This is a genomic window from Streptomyces sp. CA189, assembly GCF_056428985.1.
The window spans coordinates 1-20,762 of sequence record NZ_JBWJVM010000080.1 but is presented as its reverse complement, the minus strand read 5'-3'; the positions used below and the strand labels follow the sequence as shown (position 1 = coordinate 20,762).

Annotated in this window: 19 protein-coding genes and 2 pseudogenes; 13 read left to right on the top strand and 8 right to left on the bottom strand. The window is 67.8% G+C overall.

Going from position 1 to position 20,762, the window contains the following annotated elements:
- Positions 1 to 102 precede the first annotated feature (102 nt).
- The 5 genes from AC061S_RS36805 to AC061S_RS36785 form a co-directional block, all read right to left on the bottom strand.
- Complete coding sequence (locus AC061S_RS36805; protein ID WP_478690224.1) at positions 103 to 1,326, bottom strand: beta-ketoacyl-[acyl-carrier-protein] synthase family protein; 1,224 nt, start codon at positions 1,324 to 1,326, stop codon at positions 103 to 105.
- The gene (locus AC061S_RS36800; RefSeq protein WP_478690223.1) at positions 1,323 to 1,613 is read right to left on the bottom strand and encodes an acyl carrier protein; all 291 of its coding nucleotides are present in this window, start codon (positions 1,611 to 1,613) and stop codon (positions 1,323 to 1,325) included. Before AC061S_RS36800 ends, AC061S_RS36805 begins: the two co-directional genes overlap by 4 nt.
- Before the next feature lie 883 nt (positions 1,614 to 2,496).
- The gene (locus AC061S_RS36795; protein WP_478690222.1) at positions 2,497 to 2,811 is read right to left on the bottom strand and encodes an HAD family hydrolase; all 315 of its coding nucleotides are present in this window, start codon (positions 2,809 to 2,811) and stop codon (positions 2,497 to 2,499) included.
- Between the two features lie 5 nt (positions 2,812 to 2,816).
- Positions 2,817 to 3,155, bottom strand: coding sequence for a hypothetical protein (locus AC061S_RS36790; RefSeq protein ID WP_478690221.1), 339 nt, complete (start codon positions 3,153 to 3,155; stop codon positions 2,817 to 2,819).
- On the bottom strand, positions 3,152 to 3,571 hold the full coding sequence (locus AC061S_RS36785) for a hypothetical protein (protein WP_478690220.1): 420 nt from the start codon (positions 3,569 to 3,571) through the stop codon (positions 3,152 to 3,154). Before AC061S_RS36785 ends, AC061S_RS36790 begins: the two co-directional genes overlap by 4 nt.
- Before the next feature lie 118 nt (positions 3,572 to 3,689).
- Between AC061S_RS36785 and dksA the strand changes: the two genes are divergently transcribed.
- From dksA to AC061S_RS36740, 9 genes and pseudogenes are all read left to right on the top strand, one after another.
- Positions 3,690 to 4,055 carry an RNA polymerase-binding protein DksA gene (gene dksA, locus AC061S_RS36780; RefSeq protein ID WP_478690219.1) on the top strand — a complete coding sequence of 122 codons (366 nt, stop codon included), beginning with the start codon at positions 3,690 to 3,692 and terminating at the stop codon, positions 4,053 to 4,055.
- Between the two features lie 456 nt (positions 4,056 to 4,511).
- On the top strand, positions 4,512 to 5,102 hold the full coding sequence (locus tag AC061S_RS36775) for a hypothetical protein (RefSeq protein ID WP_478690218.1): 591 nt from the start codon (positions 4,512 to 4,514) through the stop codon (positions 5,100 to 5,102).
- Between the two features lie 365 nt (positions 5,103 to 5,467).
- Positions 5,468 to 5,650, top strand: a complete 183-nt coding sequence (locus AC061S_RS36770; protein ID WP_478690217.1) for a hypothetical protein — start codon at positions 5,468 to 5,470, stop codon at positions 5,648 to 5,650.
- Entirely contained in the window at positions 5,647 to 7,491 is a 1,845-nt protein-coding gene (locus AC061S_RS36765) for a hypothetical protein (RefSeq protein WP_478690216.1), read from the top strand. The genes AC061S_RS36770 and AC061S_RS36765 overlap by 4 nt, the downstream gene beginning before the upstream one ends.
- A complete protein-coding gene (locus AC061S_RS36760) occupies positions 7,488 to 9,644 on the top strand; it encodes a hypothetical protein (RefSeq protein WP_478690215.1) in 2,157 nt (718 codons plus the stop codon). The genes AC061S_RS36765 and AC061S_RS36760 overlap by 4 nt, the downstream gene beginning before the upstream one ends.
- A complete protein-coding gene (locus AC061S_RS36755; RefSeq protein WP_478690214.1) occupies positions 9,641 to 10,063 on the top strand; it encodes a hypothetical protein in 423 nt (140 codons plus the stop codon). Before AC061S_RS36760 ends, AC061S_RS36755 begins: the two co-directional genes overlap by 4 nt.
- Before the next feature lie 88 nt (positions 10,064 to 10,151).
- A pseudogene (locus AC061S_RS36750) lies at positions 10,152 to 10,679 on the top strand (adenine nucleotide alpha hydrolase family protein); the annotation flags it as partial.
- A 34-nt stretch (positions 10,680 to 10,713) separates the two neighbouring features.
- On the top strand, positions 10,714 to 11,760 hold the full coding sequence (locus AC061S_RS36745) for a tyrosine-type recombinase/integrase (RefSeq protein ID WP_478690213.1): 1,047 nt from the start codon (positions 10,714 to 10,716) through the stop codon (positions 11,758 to 11,760).
- Entirely contained in the window at positions 11,757 to 14,000 is a 2,244-nt protein-coding gene (locus tag AC061S_RS36740) for a tyrosine-type recombinase/integrase (RefSeq protein ID WP_478690212.1), read from the top strand. The genes AC061S_RS36745 and AC061S_RS36740 overlap by 4 nt, the downstream gene beginning before the upstream one ends.
- 27 nt (positions 14,001 to 14,027) lie before the next feature.
- On the opposite strand, the gene AC061S_RS36735 is transcribed toward AC061S_RS36740, so the two are convergent.
- On the bottom strand, positions 14,028 to 14,702 hold the full coding sequence (locus AC061S_RS36735; RefSeq protein ID WP_478690211.1) for a response regulator: 675 nt from the start codon (positions 14,700 to 14,702) through the stop codon (positions 14,028 to 14,030).
- Between the two features lie 274 nt (positions 14,703 to 14,976).
- Between AC061S_RS36735 and AC061S_RS36730 the strand changes: the two are divergent.
- The 4 genes and pseudogenes from AC061S_RS36730 to AC061S_RS36715 form a co-directional block, all read left to right on the top strand.
- Positions 14,977 to 15,321, top strand: a pseudogene (locus tag AC061S_RS36730) (hypothetical protein); the annotation flags it as partial.
- On the top strand, positions 15,318 to 16,553 hold the full coding sequence (locus AC061S_RS36725) for a DNA cytosine methyltransferase (RefSeq protein WP_478690210.1): 1,236 nt from the start codon (positions 15,318 to 15,320) through the stop codon (positions 16,551 to 16,553). The pseudogene AC061S_RS36730 and the gene AC061S_RS36725, both read left to right, overlap by 4 nt.
- Positions 16,553 to 17,686: a DnaB-like helicase N-terminal domain-containing protein gene (locus AC061S_RS36720; protein ID WP_478690209.1), complete on the top strand. Its 1,134-nt coding sequence runs from the start codon at positions 16,553 to 16,555 to the stop codon at positions 17,684 to 17,686. Before AC061S_RS36725 ends, AC061S_RS36720 begins: the two co-directional genes overlap by 1 nt.
- Before the next feature lie 56 nt (positions 17,687 to 17,742).
- Positions 17,743 to 19,119, top strand: coding sequence for an SPDY domain-containing protein (locus tag AC061S_RS36715; protein WP_478690208.1), 1,377 nt, complete (start codon positions 17,743 to 17,745; stop codon positions 19,117 to 19,119).
- A gap of 163 nt (positions 19,120 to 19,282) precedes the next feature.
- On the opposite strand, the gene AC061S_RS36710 is transcribed toward AC061S_RS36715, so the two are convergent.
- Both AC061S_RS36710 and AC061S_RS36705 read right to left on the bottom strand, forming a co-directional pair.
- Positions 19,283 to 19,681: a hypothetical protein gene (locus AC061S_RS36710; protein WP_478690207.1), complete on the bottom strand. Its 399-nt coding sequence runs from the start codon at positions 19,679 to 19,681 to the stop codon at positions 19,283 to 19,285.
- Positions 19,678 to 20,532, bottom strand: a complete 855-nt coding sequence (locus AC061S_RS36705; protein WP_478690206.1) for an IS5 family transposase — start codon at positions 20,530 to 20,532, stop codon at positions 19,678 to 19,680. The genes AC061S_RS36710 and AC061S_RS36705 overlap by 4 nt, the downstream gene beginning before the upstream one ends.
- Positions 20,533 to 20,762 lie beyond the last annotated feature (230 nt).

Genomic DNA, 20,762 nt, shown 5'->3' with positions numbered 1-20,762 from the left:
GGCGGGCGGTCGGCGCCGGGTCCCGGTCGTCCTCCATCCGCTCCGCGGTCGGACGCGGTTCGGATGCCTCGAAAGCTGGAGGCTCCTGGTCACCGGACGATGTCAGGAGCGCTGGAACACAAGCGCCGCGTTCTGGCCACCGAAGCCGAAGGAGGTGGAGAGCACTGCCTCCAGACGGGCAGGCCGTGGCACCTTGGTGACGACGTCGAGGTCGATCTCCGGATCCATCTGGTCGAGGTTGGCGGTGGGCGGGATGAGTTGATGGTGCAGGGAAAGCACCGAACAGACGGCTTCCACGGCTCCGGCAGCGCCGAGCAGATGCCCCAGGATGCCCTTGACCGCGGTAACAGGGGGCGGGGTGGAGAAAACACGGCGTAGCGCCGTGGCTTCCGCCCGGTCGTTCAGCCGTGTGGCGCTGGCGTGGGCGTTCACGTGTCCTACGTCGCCGGCTGCGAGTTCGGCGCTGGCCAGGGCTGCGTCGATGGCCCGCACCGCGCCGTCGCCTTCGGGATGGGGGACCGTGGGGTTGTGGGCGTCACCCGAAAATCCGTAGCCGGTGAGCCGGGCGTACTCCCGGGCTCGTCGGGCTCGAGCATGCTCGACCCGTTCGAGGACGAGGACTCCGGCGCCTTCGGACAGGACGAAGCCGTCCCGGTCTGTGTCGAAGGGACGGGATGCGCCGGCCGGGTCGTGGACGCGGGTGGACAGCGCCCCCATCCTCCAGAACAGCGCCGAGGCCAATCGGTTGCGGCCGGAGTCGGACCCACCGGCCACTGCGATGTCGCACGCGCCGGACCGGATCAGCATGCTTGCGATGCCGATGGCGGTGGCACCGGACGCGCAGGCAGTGCTGACGCCCAGGGTGGGACCCAGCGCCCCGAGCATGGTCGCGACTTCGCCGGCAGCCATATTCGGCAGACTGCGGGGAAGCGTCGTGGGCGAAAGCGCCAGGAGACGCCCCTTCTCCATGGTCTGGCAGGTCTTGATGGTGGTGTCGTGGCTCGTGCCCCCGGTACCGATCACCACCGCGACTCGGCTGCCGTCCCATAGCGCGGAATCGAGCCCAGCGTCAGTGACGGCTTCTTTGGCCGCTGCGTGAGCGAACTGAATGAATCGGTCGGTGCGCCATGCCAGTCCGGGATCCAGGGCAGCCGCGAGATCGGCATCGGCCACCCGGCAGGACATCGTCACCGGCAGCCCGTCCATCGCCGGATCATCTGCGGCCGTGGGGTCGCCACTGCACAGGCGGTCCCAGGTGGCAGCGACGTCGATGCCTGCGGGTGTGACCATTCCCAGTCCGGTAACGGCTACCGCGTGGCGGTTCATTCGTCGTTCTTCGTGGAGGCTCCGGTCGTACGCAAGACCTGCGATACGGCTGCGACTGCCTGGGCGAGAGTGGTGTCGAGCGTCATCTGTTCGAGGAGGCTTTCCTGGACGTCGACTCCGGTCTGCTCCTCGATCACCACAATCAATTCCATCACGGCGATCGAATCCAGGTCCAACTCCGAGAACCTGGCAGAACCATCCAATTTTGTCGGATCGATCTGGAAATATGATTGAAGAAGATCCTTCAGCCGCGCCTCAGTGAATTCCTCGATGACTTGAGACCCCATGAAAAACCATCACTTCCGATAACCCCCTCCGGTACTTCCGGCGGGGCGCAACCCACTCCTATCACGCCCGCTATGCCCCGGCAGACCCATTCCTAAAGCGCGCACGGCCATACTCATTCGTATGCAGCAATTCACAGGAGCAGGACTCGCGTGTCCTGTACACCCCTGGCCCCGGCCATTCCATGTCGCCCGGCACCTGCGTCGCAAGCCGACGGCACGGACAGCCTGGAACTCACGATCCCTCAGAGGTCGAAGAGGACCTTGCTGAAGTGGGCCTGGTCGGAAGTGAACCCCCTTGTGAGGAGTGGACCGTTCGGGAGGATGTGAGCACTCGGCCGCGAATACTGGCTGACGGCTTGGGGCGTTGATCGAGCCGTTGCTGCCGCCGTGGCCGACGAGGTCGCCGGCACCGCGGCCGGAGGTCGGAGGTCGGAGGTCGGACCAGCTTGCCTGCAGGGGATCCTGTACGTGCTCAGCAGAGACATCGCTCGGCAGCTCCTACCGCTGGAGTTGGGGTTCGGCTCCGGCCAGGTTTACTGGCGGCGGCTGGAGCGGTGACAGAAGGTCGGTCCGTGGGGAAGAAGGAGCACGATGCTGATCCGGGCCGAGGTACATGACAGCGTGCAGGACGGCCCCGGAGATCCCCGCAGCGGCGCCCCGCACCCGGCCCCTCGGGGGAGGCGCGCCCCCGCCCTCACTGATGCAGTGAACGTGGCAGCGTCGGTACGGTCCGGCCGGCGCCAGGGCCACTGTCTCCCTGTCGGGGGGATCGAACCCGTAGCCCACCCACGTAGTGCGGCAGCGGCTCCAGCAACGCCCCAGGTTGCGCTCTCAGATCCATCGACCGACTTCTGCCACCGGGGACCGGCACGACAGTCGCGGGTCAGATGATGTGTATGGTCCAGCTCGCGGGGCGGACATCGATCACGGGCATGCCGGCGGTAAGAGCGGCGACGATTCCTTCGTCGGTGTTCTCGAAGGCGAGGCACCGACACGCTGGGAGGTCGAGCTGCGCGGTGGCCTGGAGGTAGGCGTCGGGGGCGGGTTTGAGGCGAGTGACGTGCTCGCGGGCGACGATGATGCCGAAGAGATCGGCGAGTCCGACGGCGTTGAGGCCGGCGCGGACGACGTGGCCGTCGTTGGCCGAGGCCACGGCCAGGGGAAGGGACGTGGCCAGGTGGCGGGCGAGGGCCGCCACTCGCGTTACCGGCTGTGCGAGGTGGGTGCGGGTGAGCCAGTGGGACCGGGTCCGGTCAACGAACTCCGGGCGGTGCAGGGCAGTGACAGGCCCAGGTCGCTGCGGAGCCGGTCGCGCAGGGCGGTCAGGTCCGCCAGGGGGGCCTCGCGCAGCCACCGCTCCGGGACGGTCAGTCCGAGATCGGTGAGGGTCGCGCGGATCGCGTCGAGGTTGATCGTGCTGGTGTCTACGAGCGTGCCGTCGAAGTCGAAGACGCATGCATCCGGCTGATGGGCTGTCAGGAAGTCGCGTACCTCGGCCGGAATCGAGTCCTCGTCGGGCGCTGCGGCGGGGAGTGGGGTCACGGGCGTTCTCCGTCACGGTGTGGGGCGGCGGTCAGCGCGTCGCGCAGTCCGCGGGCGGTCAGTGCGTGGACCTGGGTGGCGGTGACGGTGAGGAAGGGCCTGGGACCGTACATGACCGGGCGGTCACTCCAACTGCCGTTTTTTTTCTGTGAGTCGATGAGGAAACGCACCCCGCGTGTGACGGCGGTGTCGTGCTGGCCGAGTCCTCCGGCGGTGAGGGCGAGGCCGGTGGCCGTCGCACTGGAATAGGGCTCGTCCGGGATCCGGGGCCAGCCGCCGTCGGCCCGCTGGGAGGCCAGGAGCGCCGGTGTGCCGGTGCGGCTGGCGGGGTGCGGGGCGAGTGCGGGCCCGATCTCGGCGGCGCCGTAGGCCGGCGGGAGGTACCAGTCGCAGGTCCAGCTTGCCCCACCGGTCATCGAAAGGACCGCAGGGCCCGACGCTACGCAGATCCGGTGTAGCAGGAGGACTAGGTTGTCGACTTCAAACCCCTTGTATGGGGTAGAGCCGTACAAGGCAGTTCCTGGCGAGGAGTACATGGGTGAGCCCATGCGCAAGCACTTCACGAAGCTCCTCGGTGCCTGGAAGCAGGAACTGATGCTCGACGTGGACAAGACCGTCGCTCATATGAAGGAGGAAGCCGCCAACTTCGCAGACCCGGCTGACCGTGCCAGCCAGGAAGAAGAGCTTGCCCTGGAGCTGCGCAACCGCGATCGGGAGCGAAAGCAGATCAAGAAGATCGACAAAACTCTCCAGCTGATCCAGGCCGGGGAGCACGGCTGGTGCAAGCACTGTGGGGCCGAGATCGGTCTTCGTCGCCTGGAGGCACGCCCCACCGCAGACCTTTGCTTCGACTGCAGTGAGGTGGCAGAGAAGAAGGAGACACAGATCGGCAAGGCATAGTTATTCCGGGTGGTCAGCCACGAATCCGGGTGAGGGGGCCGCCGCGAGGAACGCGGGCTGCACTGACCACCCCAGCAACGACTCGCTCCGTTTATGCCGTTCAGCGGTCCTACGGTCCGAGCCAAGGCCCCTGTCCACTCACCCCCGCACCAGCGACAAGCCCATCACCGGTTTCAGGGCGCCCAACTGCGCCGATTCGTAACGGTCGTGCAGCATGTCCCGGTGACACCAAGCATGTCGAAGCCAACCCGTCCAAGATCTCATGGCACCTCACACGTCACCAGAACCCCGATAGTTTTTCCGAACGTTCGTAGGGCGGCCGGAGTTCGACGCCATCGGCGCACTGACCGGTCTCACCGAATAGGCCACGATCGAGTGGTTTACCACGCGATCCGGGTACGTCGTCTACGTTTGGGGCAGGGGAGGCGGGTGCCTACCGAAAGGAAAGTCCCTGCCATGGCTCCTGAGGGATCGCTTCAGTCTGACAGCGACGAGCTGCTGTTCAACACATCGGTTGTCATCCGGGGAATGGGCCGGGAAGCGCGTCGACGCATCTCGAAGGACACAGGCGCCTACACGGCTGCCGCACTGCAATATCTGACAACGGAGGTGCTCCAAGGCGCCGGCGAACTCACCAGCGAGGCGAAGAGGGAGGAGACTCAGACTCAAGACGTCGTCGACGCCATCGCTCGCGACGCCGAACTTGAGCGCGCATTCCGCATCCCAAAGTCCCCCAATCCGTCTGACACGGACCGCACCCCCAGCAGAGGCTTCGGTCGTGGGGTGGAGAGGGTGTGGGGCCAGATGCACCCTGAACTCTCCCTCAGCCAGGGCGGCCTGGAGCACATGTGCGTTCAGGTCTCACAGTTCCTTGATCGCCTAGTCCATGAAGCTGAGCGCAATTTGGATAAAGCTAACAGTGAAAGCAAATACATCAAACCTGTAGATATCCAGACTTCACTCAGCCTGCTCCTGTCGCGCGATCTAGCCGCAGCCGCCCGGCAGGCGGGTTCGCGCGCGGAGAGGAAAGCTCTGGCAGAGTCCTAGCAGTAGACCGACAGCGCGTGACCGTGTGCCCGTGCCCCAACAGGTGATCTGCGGCGCTCCGCATGGGCGAGCAGGACACCGCTGGCGGCGCAAGGTCGTCCAGAGGTGCACTAGACGCATGACCTGACGGGGGCCCGCCGTGATGGTGGGCCTCTTTCTGATGCCCTGATTTCCGGGCCCACCGACCTGGCGGGCCCTCTGTCATGCCTGCGCGAATCTCGCAGGACGCATGCCACCTGAGACACGTAGGAGTGTTCTCCTTCTGGCCACCGCCTCCATGGCCGCCGCGCTCAGCGCACCGTGGACAACCACGGACGCCGTAACTTCGGGACTTCAGGGCCCAGTTCGGCGACACCTGGCAGCTGGTGCAGACCCTTCTGGGGCACGCGGACGTGTCCACGACGATCGACATCTACCTGGAGCCGTTCCGGGATCTGGATGTCTCGCTGCTGATCGAGCATGCACACGGGACGGTGCTGGCCGAGCTGATGGCGGAGATGTTCACCGGGCACCGGCAGGTCATCACCGCGGCGGGGGTGGGCCGGTGAACGAGACGGGACGACGTGCGGTGCTACCCGGGCCCGGCTACCGGATGCCGCAGCGGCTGTTCACCGACGAGGGCCGGTGCCGGGTGAGGTTCTTCCCCGAACGCGGTGGCGAGGCGGTCGATATCGACCTGTCCGGGCTGCCGGTTTCGCGGGAGTTGCGCGACTGGATGGCTCGTGGGGTTCTTGGAGTGACCGGCCCCGGTGGGACCCGCCGCACCACGACCTCGGCGCTGGACACAGTGAGCATCCTCAAGCGGTTCTGCCGCTATCTGGCCTCACTGTCGTCCCCGCCGACCAGGCCGGATCAGCTGCGCGCTGTTCACCTGGACGGATTCATGCTGGCCGGGGGCAAGACCCTGCACCGCGACCTGTCCGCGCTGCGGAACATCCTGCGGTTCGCCCCTGATCCTCCGGCTGAGTTCGCTGCCCGCCTGGCCGTGGCTCGGGCGGCGAAGCAGGACTCCGCGACCCACAGCTATAGCGAGGCGGAGTTCCGTCGCATCACGGCGCGGGCACGGACGGAGGTGCGGGCCGCCACCACGCGGATCCGGGCGGGCCGACGGCTGCTGAACGACTGGAGGGCCGGGGCGATCGACGCAGCCGACGAACGCGAGCGGTGGGGCCTGGGCTCGCTGCTTGATCATGTCGAGTGCCACGGGGACCTGCCGCGGTCCCCTTCCGGGGCTGCGCGGAACGCAACGCTCGTCTACTCGTCGGGCGGCATCGGCGGAGTGATGACCCGCCTGCACCTGACGCATCACGAGATCGGGGCTTTCGCGGTCCTGCTGCTGTGTCTGACCGGCCAGAACTACTCGACTCTGGCAGGGGCTACGACCGCTCATCACCGGCCCGACGCCCACGCCGGGGGCACTGCGACAGCTCAGCTTGACCTGGTCAAGCCCCGTCGTGGTTCCCGGAAGGCCGCCATGACCGTGGCCCTGCGCGATGTCCCTTGCGACCCGCGCGAGGCCCGGGACGATCTCAACACGCCCTTCGGGGTCTTCGCTCTGCTGCTGGAGCTGGCCGCCGGTTCCCGGAAGGTGGTCGGGACGGACTCGCTATTCGCCTACTACAACGTCAAGAACGGACCTCACGGGCGGGGCTTTCGCCACGGACTGCCCAAGCAGCTGCTCCAGTTGTGGGGCTGGGCCACCGATCTGGTCTGCGACGCTCCCAATGCTGAGGGTTGGCCGGTGCCACTGCACATCGACAGCCGTCGGCTTCGGATGACCTGGCTGGAGATCAACCAGCGGCCCGTCGCCCATACCGAGGCTACGCTCGCGAACGAGTACCTGGCCCGCAACCGCGGGAACCTGGTCGAGTACCAGAAGGTCGTCGCGGACGTCCTGACCCAGCAGGTCACCCGAGCACGGACCGCCCCGCCGATTCCCGCGCTGTCCGCCCAGGATGTCGAAGAGGCCCGCACCGATCCCCGCACGGTCGCGGCCCGGCACGGGCTGAAGACCACGGTTCTCCAGCAGCTGATCGCCGGCCGTCTGGACACCGTGCTGGCCGGGTGCACCGACCCGATGGACAGCCCCTTCACCACCGCCGGCAAGCCCTGCGGCGCATCCTTCCTGCTCTGCCTGTCCTGCCCCTGCGCACGCTCGACCCCCGCCCACCTGCCGGTCCAGGTCCTCGTGCAGGACGCCCTTCAGGCACGCCGACAGGACATGACGCCACTGAGATGGGCCGAACGCCTGGCCGAACCCGCCGCACGGCTCGCCGACCTCCTCGACCATCACTCACCCGCCGCCCTGACCGACGCCCGGACCGCGGCCACCGCAGCGGACCACGCACTCGTCGACCGCTTCCTGAACCGAGGACTCGACCTGACATGACCCCCACCCTCACGCCCACGTCCCGGCCGGTCCCGAGCCGGCGCCTGCTGCCCGGCCCCGACACCCCTGTCCTGACGACCCGCGACCTGCGGCCCGGCACCACTGTCGCGGAGCTATCACAGTTCAAAGAGGACCGCTGGAACCTGACTCCGGCCGTGTTCCAGGAACACGCCTCACGGCTCTGCGTGCGCTTCCACGACGCCCCGCCCGCGTTCCGGCCCGTGATCAAGCTGCTGACCTGGCTGATGATCAACCACCGCGACGATGGCGGCAGCCTGCTGCCCGATGTCCCTCGCCCCGCGGTCCGCACGGTGGTGACCTACTGCCGGTTCCTCAAGAGCTTCGCCCACTGGCTCACCGGCCGCGGCATCACCCGCTTCAGCCAGGTCACCGACACAGACCTGGACGACTACGCGGCCGACGTCAAGGCCTCGCCGTCCTCCCACGAACTGCGCGAGGACCTGCTCGCAGTAGTCGTACGCACCTGGACCCTGCGCGAACTCCTGCCTGACGAGGACGACCGGCTCGCCCAGACGCCACCCTGGCGGGGAGAGCGCGTCCAGGACATCCTCGGCCAGCGCCGCACCATCGAGGAGAACCGCACTCCGCGCATCCACCCCGCCACCATGACCGCGCTGCTGAAGTGGTCTCTGCATTTCACCGAGGACTTCGCCGACGACATCATCGCCGCCTTCGACGAATACAAGGCGCTCTCAGCCCAGGCCCGCCGGCGTCACAGGCAAGCCCCCGCGCCCGCCGGCACGGGCAAACGACGCCCGAAATTCACAGTCGCACAACTCGTCTCCGACCTCCTGGACGACTACCGCGACCGCGGGCTTCCCCTGCCCGGACGCCGCACCCTGGATGGAGGAATCACGGTCAACCCCCACTTCCTCGGCCTCCAACTCGGCGGCGTCCAGATCACTCCGCACGCCGCCAAAGTGATCGCCGCTTCCGGGCTGCCCGTCGCCGATGACACCTACCTCACCACCACCGTCGGCGGACTCCTCGACGACCACCCCTGGCTTCCCACCCGAATCACCTACGAGCAGGCTCCCGTGCTTGCCCGGCACCTGAGCACAGCCTGCCTGCTGATCATCGGATACCTCTCCGGACAGCGTCCGGGCGAGATCCTCAACCTCGAACGTGACTGCGTTCACCACAACCAGGCCACCGGCCTGATCCTGTTGAACGGCAAGCACTTCAAAGGCGTCCGCAACCCCGACGGCAGCACCAACGCCGAGGGCCAGCAGCGACCCGACCCCTGGGTCGTCACCGCCCCAGTGGCCCACGCGGTCACCGTGCTCAAGCGCCTGCACGACGCCCGGCTGCTGTTCCCCAACACGATGTTCGTCAACGGGCGGTCTGGAGCCACCTACCTGCGTGAACGCGTCGGACGAGCCCGAGGCGACTCCATCTGCAACAAGGACATCCACCGACTCATCGACTGGGTGAACCACTACTGCGCCACCCACCAGCGCCACGACGCGATCCCCGCGGACCCCACCCAGCCAAAGATCTCACTCAGCAGGCTGCGGCGCACCCTCGCCTGGTTCATCGTCCGCCGCCCACGCGGCCTGATCGCCGCCGCGATCCAGTACGGCCACGTCCGCGTCCAGATGACCCTCGGCTACTCCGGCAACTACACCTCCGGATTCCCCGACGACCTCGCCTTCGAGGAATGGCTCGCCCGCCTCGACGACCTCACCAACGCCCACAACCATCTCCAGACCGGTGAACAGGTCAGCGGCCCCGCCGCCGACACCTACCGCCACCGCGTCAGCGCATCCACCCGGTTCGCCGGCCGCGTCGTCCGCACCGCACGCGAAGCCAACACGCTCCTCACCAACCCCGACCTGCAGATCTTCCCCGGCAAGGGCATGACCTGCGTCTTCGATCCCGCCCGCGCTGCCTGCCGGATGAGCACACACGAACGCAGCAACCGGCGCACCCCCGACCTCGACGACTGCAAACCCTCTTGCGTGAACATCGCCCGCACCGACCGCGACATCGACGTCCTGCGCACGCAAGCCGACGACCTCCAAACCAACGTCGACGACCCTCTGGCGCCACCCATCCGCCACGCACGTGAGCAACACGAACTCGCCCGCCTCCAAGTGATCATCACCACCCATCAGGAGACCCGATCGTGAGCACCGACCGCCAAGCCGAACGTGACGCCATCCAAGCGGCAACGCGGCGGCTCCTCGCCGGAACGCCCATCCGCTCGACGGGAGCCCTCACCACCGTCCAGCTCGCAGCCGAAGCCGGCGTCAAGCGATGGGTCCTCACCCACAAACACTCCGACCTCCGACAGGAATTCGAGGCAGCCCGAGAAGCCAGCAACGGAATTCCCACCGCCTTCCAAAGCATCCACGCAAAAGTCCATGACCTCGAAACAGCCAACCAGCGGCTACGCCGGCAGAACAACGAGTTCACCGAACGAAACGAGATCTATGCCCAAGTCATCCACGCGCTCACGACAGAACTCGACGAGATTCGGAGGTCCCAGAACCTGCCGCCGAACGTCCGCCGCCTCCCGCTCGAAGGCGCAGCCTCACCTCGTCAGTGAGACTCCGGCGCTCCGCGCCGGAGCGCCGCACCAGCCGATGCAACACTGCCGAATAGGTGACAGAGGCGCCGGCGTCCAAAGCTCCGTCCTGCTCTGCCTGTCCGCGAAGGGAATCCTCCCCCGCGTCGATGCGGCGATCTTCGCCGACACCGGCTGGGAGCCGAAAAAGGTGTACGAGCACCTCGACCGCCTCGAAAAGGAAGTCGCCGCCCCGGCCGGAATCCCAATTCTTCGGGTCACCTCGGGAAACATTCGCGAAGATGCCCTAGCCCCGCACCACCGATTCGCATCCATGCCGCTCTACATCCTCAACCAGGACGGCGGAAATGGAATGTCACGGCGCCAATGCACCGGGGAATACAAGATAAAGCCGATCAAGAAGAAGGTCCGGGAAATACTCGGCCACCCCTACCCGTCCAGGGTCCCCAAGGGCGTCTTCGTCGAGCAGTGGGTCGGCATCAGTACCGACGAATTCCACCGGGCCAAGGACGCCGACGTCCAGTACATGCGCAACCGGCACCCTCTCATCGAGATGGACTGGTCACGAGCAGACTGCATCCGCTACCTGACGTCACTGGGGCTTGCCGACACCCCGAAGTCGAGCTGCCTCGGATGCCTTATGTGGAATCGACCAGGTCTAGCGTGGGGCCATGGCCGAAGTCCCGTGGGGCAAGTTCCCCACCCTGGCATTGGATCAAGAGGCCCGCCGATGGTTGCAGTTCATGGCAAACATCGGTCGGGCGCCGAACACGATTGATGCGTACGGCCGCGCGGTCGATGACCACCTGCGGTTCTGCGCCGCGGAGGGTACGGAGCCGCTGCACGCGAAGGCGGACACGGTGGCGGCGTGGATCGGGGAGATGCTGGAGCGCCCACCTGGCCGTCCGCGGGGGAAAGGTGTCACCCGGGCGAGTCCGGGCCTGGCGAACGCGACAGTGCAGCAGCGGATAGTGGCGGTCCGTTCCTTCTACGAGTTCATGGTGGAGGACGGGCTACGCGAGCGGAACCCGGTACGCCGCGGTCAGGCGGGCAGGAGCGGGCGACGGCCCAAGCGGGGCCTGGTGAGGCGCGTTGAACAGGCGCCGTGGATACCGGCCGAGGCCGACTGGCATCGGATCCTGGAAGCAGCCAAGACCGAGCCGCTGCGGAACCGGCTGATGGTCTCGCTTTCCTACGACGGCGCTTTGCGGCGCGAGGAACTCGTCCAGCTGGCCGGGGACGACTTCGATCCCGCCTACAGCCTGATCCGGCTGAGGGCCGAGACGACAAAGTCCAAGCGGTCGCGGGAAGTTGCCTACGGTACGGCGTCCGGCCATCTGTTCATGGCCTACCTGGGCGAACGCCGCAGTGCGTTCGGCCGGCTCGGCGGCCCGCTGCTGCGCTCGACGTCGAACCGAAATCCCGGCGGTCCGCTCGGAGCATCGAGCTGGTCGAAGATCGTCGAACGCCTGAGCCGCACATCTGGCGTCAGCCGCCTGTCCACACACACCTTCCGGCACCTGCGGCTGACGGACCTGGCCCGCGCCGACTGGACCATCGACCAGATCGCCCAGTACGCCGGCCATCGCGACCTGGCGACGACCATGCGATACATCCACCTCTCCGGCCGCGAACTCGCCGCGCGCTTCCACCGCGCCAACACCACCCTCCACGCCGACCGCGAGCGACTCCTCGCCCAGCTCCTGGAGACACCGTGAACCTCTCCCCCGCCCACCCGTTGACCCGACACCTGCTGCCCGCCCTGATACCGAAGGAGGTGGCCGCTCTTGAGCACATAGCCCCGCTTACAGCGATGCGCGCCGGACCGGCGAGCGACCTCGCCCGCCTGATCATCCCGATCGACAAGATCACCGCGGAGTGGGAACCGAAGAAGGCCGGCGCGGCGCGTTTGCGCCTGCTGAAGGAGGTCCACCGTCGGCAGAGCCCGTACTGGACCTGGGACGAGGGAACCTGGGTCGAGGCCGCAGCAGGCGCGCAGGCCTCCCGATTCCATCTCGTGGCTCTGGGCCATCAGCTCGGCGGCCACCATCGCCTTCACGGCACCACCGGCCTCACCAGCCTGGCCCGGTTCGCCGACCTCGTCTTCGGCCCCCAGGCCATCCAGCCTGCGGTCGAGTCGATCGAGGCGACCCTCACCGCCTGGCGGAACTCCACCCACCTGCTGCCCTGGCAGGTCCGCAACACCACCATCGACGTGCTGCTGAGCAACAACAGCCCGCATCTGGAGGACGTGCGCGAACCGCTCCTGCAGGAGCTACTCGAGCACTACCGGTCCACGGATGCCAAGGGTCGGCGCAGCGGCCTGTTCAAGATCTCCCGGGTCCTGGCCGACAAGGGCATCATCGCCTCACCCCTGCGCACCAACCAGGACAAGGCCGGACCGGAAGCCGCGGCCCTCGCCACGGTTCCGCCCGAGTGGCGCGAGCCTGCTCTGCGGTGGATGAAGCTGGTCACCCACGAGCGCGGGACGAAGCGGTCGATGCTCTCGGCCATCCTCATCGCCGGCCGGTGGGCGGCGGAGAAGCACCCGGAGGCCGTCGCGCCCGAGCAGTGGACCCGTGATATCGCTGCCGAATACATCGCCGACACGATGACCGCGGTTGTCGGGCAGTGGGCCGGGCACAGCCGCAATCGCACCCGCTACGGCCAGCCGCTGAGCCCTGGCGGGAAAGCGACCCGGATCGACAGCGTCCGCAGCTTCTTCAGCGACCTCATCGAATGGGAGTGGATCAAGCCGAGGTTTGACCCGCGCCGTGTGATGAGCATGCCGCTGTCGCTTCGCGCGCTCATGGGCCCCAACCCCCGGATCATCGACGATGCGACCTGGGCCAAGCTCATGGCTGCCGGACTGACCCTGAACAGCGAAGACCTCAAGCCCTACGGCACCCCGCGCGCCCGCTCCGCGGGCTGGGAGGCCACCTACTACCCGATCGAGATGCTCCGGGCCATGGTCGGCGTGTGGCTCTTCGCCGGCTGCCGCATGGACGAGCTCCGCCGCCTCGACCTGGACTGCATCACCTGGGACGAGGGAACCGACCAGCGGACCGGCGAGGCTTACCCGATCTGCCTGCTGCACATCCCGCAGAACAAGACCAGCCTCCCCTTCGCCAAGCCCGTCGACCCACTGGTCGGCGAACTCATCGACGCCTGGAAGCTGGTCCGACCGCCCCAGCCCGACCTCGCCGACCGGAAAACCGGCATGCCGCGCCAGCACCTCTTCTGCCACCGCGGCCAGCTCGTCGGCAACGCCTACCTCAACGAGAACATCATTCCTGCCCTCTGCCAGAAGGCCGGCGTCCCCGCGGAAGACTCCCGCGGCGCCCTCACCAGCCACCGGGCCCGCAGCACCATCGCCACCCAGCTCCTCAACGCCCGCGACCCCCTCACCCTGGGCGATCTGCAGCAATGGCTCGGGCACAAGCACCCGGCCAGCACTCGCTACTACGCCAAGATCCTCCAGCGGACCCTGACCGCCGCCTACAAGAAGGCCGACTACTTTGCTCGCAACGTCCGCACCATCGAGGTCCTCATCGACCGCGACAGCATCCTCACCGGAGCAGCCGCAGCCGGCGAACAGCCTTGGAAGTACTACGACCTCGGCGACGGCTACTGCAGCTACGACTTCTTCGCCAAATGCCCCCACCGCATGGCCTGCGCCCGCTGCCCCTTCTACGTCCCCAAGGAATCCACCAAGGGCCAGCTCCTCGCGGTCAAGGACGGCATCAACAAGATGCTCGAACAGGTCGACCTGACCGACGACGAACGCGAAGCCCTCGAAGGCGACCGCGACGCCATCGCTGCCCTCACCGAGAAACTCGCCGACATCCCCACCCCAGCAGGTCCCACCCCCAGACAGCTCGGGTCGAACAGCGCCTTCGTCCCCCTCACCCACCTCACCGGCACAGCCACGCCTAAAGAACGGCGCCCATCCCAGTAAGGCCGGAGGCGGAACTCGAACCGTGAGCTACCTGCCGCGGGGCTGATCTGTATCGACGAGGCCGGCCTCGTAGGCGAGGACCGCTGCCTGGGTCCGGTTGTCGAGTCCGAGGCGGTTGAGCATCCGCGACGTGTACGTCTTCACGCTGGCCAGAGTGAGGTGCAGGGTCTCGGCGATCTTTTGGCTGGTGTATCCAGCGCCGATAAGGGCCAGGACCTCGCGCTCGCTATCGGTCAGTGAATCAATCTTCTCCTGCAGGCCGTTGAATCCGACGGGCGTGCGTTCCTGAGCCCGGCTGACCAGCTTCGTCATGATCTCCGGCGACATCGCGGTACCGCCGGCGGCCACGGTCCGCACGGCTGCGGTCAGCTCCTCGGCGTTGAGATCCTTCAGCAGGAAACCGGAGGCTCCCGCGTTCAGCGCCTGGAGCACCAAGTCGTCCGTGTTGAACGTGGTCAGCACCAGTACCCGTGGCGTGTCCTCCAGCCGCAGCAGCTGGAGAGTCGCCTCCACCCCGCCCATGTTCGGCATGTGGAGGTCCATGATCACGACGTCGGGCAGGAGCTTCCTGGCGGCGCTGACCGCCTCCGCGCCATCGGCCGCCTCTCCGACCACCTCGATTCCGTCCTCAGCTTCCAGGACTGAACGCAGCCCGGACCGGATGAGGCTTTGGTCATCAACAATCAGGACACGGATCGTCACCGGGGCTTCCTCCAAAACGACTCGGGCGCGGCTGCGAACCGCAGGCTAGCGGCCCCACGCCCTGGACAGCCCCAAGACGCCCGAGGTTCCCCCAAACAGGCACCCACCACACGGTGGTATCAGGCGCGGAACGCGGCCGCCTGACCATGGCGCCGCCAGATGGGCGGCTCCGGACCTCTCCTCCGGTGCCAGATCACCGGGCGATCTCTCCGCAACAGCAGGTGTCAGTCACCCCCAACGAAAGGTAAAAACCCTGTCTCGATTCTCAATAACTTGCCCGTTCCACGGAAACGCGCAGTGGCGCAGCATCAGGGATGCTTCCCCGGCCGAGTGGGCCGATGTTGTCGAATTTGATGCGGCGATCCGGGAGGGCAACGCGCGCGCGAACGCGGCTGGGCACCGACTTCTCGGGCAGGCTTATCTGCACCGCTCCCGAGTGCCGCTTTCCGAGGCTCCGATCGACCATGTCACTGCGGCTGAGTGGGCGGCTCTCCAGCAGGAAAGCGGCGCCCCGGACGCCGCGGAGCTGGAAGTCGGGGTGGTGGACGGCTGCTCGCCTTGGGCGTGCCGGGGTGAGCAGCCCGAGCCGGTCCGCGACGACTTCGGTCTGACAGCGTGAGGGACCTCGTCGTCGACTTGTTCGCCGGGCCGGGTGGCTGGAGCCACGCCCTCCACGTCCTCGGGGTGCGGGATGTCGGTCTGGAGTGGGACGAGTGGGCGTGCAAAACCCGAGCTCGTGCTGGCCAGTTGACGATCCGTACGGATGTGGCGATGTACCCGGCGTGGCCGCTGGTCGGCCGTACCCGCGGGTTCATAGCGAGCCCGCCGTGTCAGGCATGGTCGATGGCCGGCAAGCGGCTGGGCCTGCTCGACCAGCCGCTCGTCCACCAGGCGGTCGCCGACCTCGCTGCCGGCCGGGACACCCGGGCGAAGCTGCTGGCCGCCTGCGCGGATCCGCGGTCTCTGCTGGCAGCCGAGCCGATGCGCTACCTCCACGCCCTGCACCAGGCGGGCGAGCCCGAGTGGATCGCGATGGAGGAAGTCCCCGACGTCCTGCCGCTGTGGCGGCAATACGCCGCGATCCTGCGTACCTGGGGCTTCTCCGTCTGGACCGGGATCCTCAATGCCGCTGACTACGGCGTGCCGCAGACCCGGCGGCGGGCGATCCTGCTCGCGTCCAGGACCCGTACGGCCGAGCCACCGCCCCCGACCCACACCCAAAGCGCCGAGCCGGAAAGCCTGTTCGGGCCGGGCCGCGAGCAGTGGGTGTCCATGGCCGAGGCCCTCGGCTGGGGCGCCACCGACCGGCCGGTCCCCACGGTCTGCGCCGGCGGAGGCCCCGGCGGCGGCCCCGAGCCCTTCCCATCCGGAGCCCGCAAGACCCTCACCGACGCCCGCGACCGCGGTACGTGGAAGCCGCCCAGCCCGCGCTCCGCCCCCCGCCGTACACGCAGCCGCCCCTCCCCGGCAGCAACCCCGGCCTGCACCTGCGGCGATCACCCCTGGGCCTGGTCGCTGCGCAGCAACAACCAGGCCAACGCCACCATCCGTTCGGTCCAGGAGCCGGCCGGGACGCTGTTCTTCGGTCATCGTGCGAACGAGTGCATGTGGGTCGCCGAGCCCTCGGCCGCCCCGCCTGCTGGGCAAGAACCGGCGCCTGATCCGATCCGGATAACCGCCGCCGAGGCCGGCGCCCTGCAGACCTTCCCAGCGAACTATCCGTGGGCCGGTACGAAGGGGCAGCAGTTCTCCCAGATAGGCAACGCGGTGCCCCCGCTCCTGGCGGCCCACCTTCTGGCTCCGCATCTCGGCAAGACCCTCAACCGGTCCGACTTCATCCTGGCGGCCTGATGGCCAACAACCGTCTTCCCGAACCGGACTTCACCCTGGGCGACATCCCCACCAGCCCGGCCGTCCACTACGCCGAACAAGCCCTGCTGGGCGCCCTCCTCCTTGACCCGCACCGGGTCAAGGCGATCGGCCCGCTCGATCCCTCCCAGTTCTCCTCAGCCAGGCACCGCGCCTTGTACGCGGCGTTGGCCTCGCTAACGCCACCAGCCCCGTCACTCCACGCGAAGGAGCCGGTCTGGATCAACGCCGTCCACGCCCACGCACTCCCGCATGCCCGCGGCCTGGCCCTGTCCTACCTCCACACCCTGGCCGCAGCCTGCCCCCAGCCCGCGAACGCCCCCGCGTACGCGCGGATGGTACGGGCCGACCACGCTCGGCGAACCCTCCAAGCCCACGCCGAACCCCTCATCCAGGCAGCCACCGACACCGCGCTTCCGGACCCAGCCGCAGTGACCCTGACCCGGGCCGACTCCCTCGAATGCCTCCTCGACCGCCTGGCCACGGCCTTCCCGTCCCACCCGGGCTCACTCCCCCGCACCCCACCCCCGCCACCGCCCGCCCGCGATACCGGCCCCGACGTGACGAGCGACGAGCAGCTACTGCTGTCGACGGCCACCGCGTACCCGACCGCACTGGCGTCGATGCGGTGGCTGCGCCCGGAGGACTTCGCCGTCCCCCTGCACGGAGCCCTGTACCGGTGTCTGACCTCGCTGGCCGCCCGCGGGGATCCGGTGGACGAGGTGACAGTGCTCTGGGAGGCCCAGCAGCACGGCCTGCTCACACAGGCATTCACCGCGCAAGACGCCCTGGACATGCTCGCCGCATCGGCCGGAGTTCCCGAGCACTGGGGCGAGCAGATCCTGCGGCGCTCCCTCCTCCACCACGCCCACACCGCCGGCCTGCACATCCAGGCCTTCACCCACGACCTGTCGAACTCCCCACACCAGCTGATCACCGGCAGCCGCCGCGCGCTCGCCGACCTCACCGCCCTCCGGGCCCGCTGGCACCACGCCACCGGCCAACCACCCACCGAACGCCCCCGTCCACGGCCGGCCCCCGCGTCCCGGGCCGGGCCACCCACCACAACCCGCGCCACCCGTGCCCCCAGCGTGTCAGCACGGTCCTCCCGATAAGCCCCCCGACCGGGTCCGGCCGGCCATCTGCCGGCCGGACCCGAGAAGCGAGCCCCATGCCAAGCCCCTCACCCGCCCATGTCCGCCTGGCGCTCCATCCCGACCACGGCACCGCCGTGATCGCCACCATCACCGGCAACCCCCTCTACCTCGCGCGCGCAGCCCTGGCCATCCATGGGTTCCGCTCGACCAGCGACACGACCATGGTTCTTGCACGCATCGACCACGACGCACCCCACTACGCCGACAAAGCCGCCCAGGCGCTCCGTGAAGACGGCACTACCGTGGACGTCGATCCCGCGCTGCAGGAAGAGATCGACACTGAGTGGACGTACGGCAACTACCCCATGCACTGGCTGACTCGGGAAGAGATCCGCGGGGTCAGCGCCGACGCCCAGGCCATCCACGATGCCATCGCCGCAGGCAGCCTGGTCATCCACATGCACGCTCACGACGGCTGGACCAACGTGGCAGTCGGTACCTACCGAGGGGGCAAAAGCATCCACCTGCACGGCGAGGACTACCTGCGTCAAGAAACCATGATCTTCGACTCCGAGACCGAGGCCATAGCTGACTTCCTCCGCCATCACCCCGTCGCAGCACGGCCGGGACCCGCGCCGCCGACAGACATAGAGCGCGCCGCAGCCGCAGTCCTCGCCGTGCCCCCCGCCGACAGGTCGGCACCGACCATGTTCGGCGCTCCGGCCGAACAGGGCTCGCTGAGCGTTCCCTCGTACGCCGCCGACCCCGGCGACCACGAAGCGCTCCTTCGCGACTTCTTCACCAAGCACCAGGAGTGGGAGAAGTGGCGCCCCCACGATGAGACCACCATCGCGAGCCACGAAACCCTGACCCTGCGCGTGGAATTCCTCCATCAAGCGCTTCGCAGCGACGACGCTTGGACGATCGCCGCCTACGAGTCCCCCGTCGGAGAGCGCCTCTGGCACGCCACCGCCACCCCCACCACCCCCGTCGAGATCATGCGTACCCTGCTCAACAGCCTCAACACCGAAAACGCCTGGAGCCCGAGCACCAACACCCCAGTGACGGAAGAAGACCTCGCCCAGGCCTCCCGCCCACTGGAAGACGTCGGCTGGCCTCTGAAGGTCGGATCCCGGCTCATCGACTGGACAGCACCCGCCCCCGACAACGGGGCGGCCGGGCTACGGTTCGACACCTCCGTAAAGCAGGGGGACCTCCTGCCGGCCTGGACCGTCTGGGGCGGCAACACCGTCGACAGCCCCCACTGGGCCATCCACCTCTCCACGCACGCACCCACAGCGCTCATCCAGGACATCACCTTCGAACTCGCCCACGGTCAGGGTCTCCGGCAGCCCCAGCTCCGCACCGCCACAACCTCACCCCACCTGCCGACGAAGGCCGCCATCGCGCACCCTCCGGCATCGACACCACGCCCTACTCCCCGACGTTGAATACCGCCCCGGCCCACTGTGGCTGAGCGGCCGACCTGCCCTCTAACGCTTGAGTTGGCCCGGCCGAGCATCGTGGTTTGCCCTCAGGGTGTCGGCCCCCCGTGTTGGTGAGACCTCTCCACGATGGACGCGCATTCGACGAACTCCCGTCTTTCAGAGGGCGTTAAGTCCTTTTCTGGTAGCGGCCTCGTCCGGGTTGGGTGAGGAAGCCTTGGCGGGTGAGACGTCCGAGACGGCTGCGGGTGATGTTGACGGAGGCCTCGTCGGTGGGCATGCCGAGGAGTTCGTGCAGCTCGCGAGCTCGGAACGCCTGGTCGGGATGCTGGTTGAAGGCGTTAACGATGTCCTGGTAGGTGGTGTTCGCCTCGGGCGAATCGGGGTCGACTCCTGCCGGTGCGACCTCCGCGATGATCTTTCGAGTGGTGGCCAGGTCCGTGAGTCGTGCTTCGCTCTCGGCCAGGGCAGCGGTGAGGTGCTCGATCTGGCCGCGTAGTTCCGCGGCCCGGGCGGTGGCATCGTCCTGCTGGGCCTGCAGACCCGCCAGGAGCACAGAGACGTTCACGCCGCCAGCCCGAGGGCGTCGCGCCAGGTGGGGGTGGGTGTGGTGAGGCGGCGGGCCATGTTCGCGGTGGAGGCCCAGTAGACCCGCGAGGCGGAGGTGTCGGGCCGGTGGTCGTATTCACGGGTCAGGCGCCGGTGCAGCATCAGCGTGCCGTTCGTCTGCTCGACCACCCACCGCTTCGGCTGCGGGACAAACCCTTTGCCCTGGTCAGCGGGGTTGCGGCGGACGATCTCGACGTCGATGTCCAGCAGGGCGCCGCGAATGACCACTTCGTCCTTGAAGCCCTGGTCCACCAGGGCTTTCTCCAGGCGCATCCCGCACCGCTCGGCGGCCTGGTCGAGCAGGGCGGTGCCGGCGGCGTTGTCGTGCGCGGAGGCGGCCATGACGACGACGCCGATGATCAGCCCCAGAACGTCGACGGCCAGTCCCCGCTTGCGCCCCGACACCTTCTTGTTCGCGTCCAGCCCCGTCGTGGTCCTCGGAACACCCGCCGCCGCGCGGACGGACTGGGTGTCGATGATCACGAGAGACGGGTCCTCTAATCGACCGGCCCTCTCCCGAACCTGGCAGCGCAGGAGTTCCTGGATCCGCTGGTCCAGCCCGTCCTCACGCCACAGCCTGAAGTAGTAGAAGACCGCCGACCAGGCCGGGAAGTCATGCGGCAGAAGGCGCCACTGACAGCCCGTCCGGTTCTGATAGAAGATCGCGTTCACGACCTCACGGAGGTCGCAGGACCCGGGATCCCCGGTCGCCGAGCGTGCCACCCGGTCCTGCTTCCAGGCCGTGATCATCGGCTCGATCAACGCCCACTGCCCGTCCGACACGTCGCTGAGGTACGGCTCTCTCTTCACGCCCGCATCTCAACATGTACATGCCCACCGGACGACCCGGACGGCGATCAGTCCCACGATCGAGCGATCACGAACCGAGGAAGACCGGACTTAACGCCCACTCAGAGGGCGTTAAGAGATTGTATGTGCCGATATGCAGGTTTCGCGGCTGCCAGGTTTGAGGTGTTTACCCCTTACGCGCCCCATCGCGCCCGTGAAGCTGTCGACTCGGACGTCCGTTTGCTCCGCTC

Bases quoted from the DNA above. Each gene is read 5' to 3' on its own strand.
- AC061S_RS36775 (WP_478690218.1), top strand. From the start codon at position 4,512: ATGGCTCCTGAGGGATCGCTTCAGTCTGACAGCGACGAGCTGCTGTTC.
- dksA (WP_478690219.1), top strand. From the start codon at position 3,690: ATGGGTGAGCCCATGCGCAAGCACTTCACGAAGCTCCTCGGTGCCTGG.
- AC061S_RS36805 (WP_478690224.1), bottom strand. From the start codon at position 1,326: ATGAACCGCCACGCGGTAGCCGTTACCGGACTGGGAATGGTCACACCC.
- AC061S_RS36800 (WP_478690223.1), bottom strand. From the start codon at position 1,613: ATGGGGTCTCAAGTCATCGAGGAATTCACTGAGGCGCGGCTGAAGGAT.
- AC061S_RS36720 (WP_478690209.1), top strand. From the start codon at position 16,553: ATGGCCAACAACCGTCTTCCCGAACCGGACTTCACCCTGGGCGACATC.
- AC061S_RS36785 (WP_478690220.1), bottom strand. From the start codon at position 3,571: ATGACCGGTGGGGCAAGCTGGACCTGCGACTGGTACCTCCCGCCGGCC.
- AC061S_RS36715 (WP_478690208.1), top strand. From the start codon at position 17,743: ATGCCAAGCCCCTCACCCGCCCATGTCCGCCTGGCGCTCCATCCCGAC.
- AC061S_RS36745 (WP_478690213.1), top strand. From the start codon at position 10,714: ATGGCCGAAGTCCCGTGGGGCAAGTTCCCCACCCTGGCATTGGATCAA.
- AC061S_RS36760 (WP_478690215.1), top strand. From the start codon at position 7,488: ATGACCCCCACCCTCACGCCCACGTCCCGGCCGGTCCCGAGCCGGCGC.